This is a genomic window from Corallococcus exiguus (genome assembly GCF_009909105.1).
Taxonomy (GTDB): Bacteria; Myxococcota; Myxococcia; order Myxococcales; family Myxococcaceae; genus Corallococcus; species Corallococcus exiguus.
Genome location: NZ_JAAAPK010000033.1, coordinates 1 through 1,292, shown reverse-complemented (window position 1 = coordinate 1,292; position 1,292 = coordinate 1). Strand labels below are relative to the sequence as shown.

General features: G+C 66.6%; 1 protein-coding gene. It reads left to right on the top strand.

All coding sequences use genetic code 11. The annotated features are described in order from the left end of the window. Positions 1-54: 54 nt before the first annotated feature. Positions 55-1,250 (top strand): IS3 family transposase gene (locus tag GTZ93_RS42070; RefSeq protein ID WP_161663390.1). Its coding sequence is split into 2 segments (ribosomal slippage): positions 55-337 and positions 337-1,250, totalling 1,197 coding nucleotides; the frame shifts between segments, so codons are not numbered across the junction. Positions 1,251-1,292 lie beyond the last annotated feature (42 nt).

Here is a 1,292-nt window from a genome sequence, read left to right as displayed (position 1 = left end):
TGAAGTTGCCCCGGTTTCGTGGAGTCCCACCCGCTGTGCGAAAAGGGTCCCACGATGCCGAAGTCACGCCCCCCATACCCGCCGGAGTTCCGTGAGCGGGTCGTCGAACTGCTGAAGGCCGGCAGGTCTGGCAAGAGTCTCGCAAGAGAGTTTGGCTGCACCGAGCAGAGCATCCGCAACTGGAAGAAACAGTTGGAGGGGAGCAGCCGTGACGCCCCCAGCAGCACGGAGGAGAGCAGACCAGCTCCGAGGGTGAGCAGTACCGCCTCGGATGAGCGCGCCGAGCTTGAGCGACTGCGGCGCGAGGTGCGGGTGCTGCGCGAGGAGCGTGACATCCTAAAAAAAGCTGCGGCCTGGTTCGCGCAGGAGTCCGTGGCGACGCCCAAGCGGCGTACCGACTCGTGAAGGCGAACCAGGCCGTCCACAGCATCACGACGCTCTGCCGTGTGCTGGAGGTGTCTGAGAGCGGCTACCACGCGTGGCGGACGCGCCTGCCCTCGAAGCGCGCGGTTGCGGACGCGGCCCTCAGCGAGCGCATTCGCGCCATCCACGCGATGAGCGACGGCACCTACGGCGTGCCGCGCATCCACGCCGAACTCGCGGCGGAGGGGATGCATATCGGGCGCAAGCGAATCGCCCGTCTCATGCGGGTAGCGGGCCTTGAGGGCGTCAGTCGCCGCAGGTGGTGCGTCACCACGACACGCGACGAGCGCGCACGCCCTGCTCCCGACCTGGTCGACCGCAAATTCGTGGCCCCTGGACCCGACCAGCTCTGGGTTGCTGACATCACGTACATCCCTACGCACGCCGGCTTCCTCTACCTCGCCGTCGTCCTCGACGCATGGAGCCGCAAAGTCGTCGGCTGGGCCATGGCTGGCCACCTCAAGACGGAGCTCGTCGTGCAGGCACTCGACATGGCCGTAGGACAGCGTCAGCCCCAGAGCGTCGTGCACCACAGCGACCAAGGGACGCAATACACCTCGATTGGCTTCGGGCTTCGGTGCAAGGAAGCCGGCGTGCGCCCCTCCATGGGCAGCGTCGGCGACGCGTACGACAACGCGATGTGTGAGAGCTTCTTCGCCACGCTCGAGTGTGAGCTGCTCGCACGCCGCCGTTTTACAACTCACGCCGAGGCGCGGATGGCCGTCTTCCGCTTCCTCGAAGGCTGGTACAATCCGCTCCGGCGCCACTCCGCGCTCGACTACGAGTCGCCCGCTGGTTACGAGAAGAAGCACCGCGCTGCCGCTTGAGGGCGAAAGCGCGGAACGCTCTGCGGAACCGGGGCAACTTCA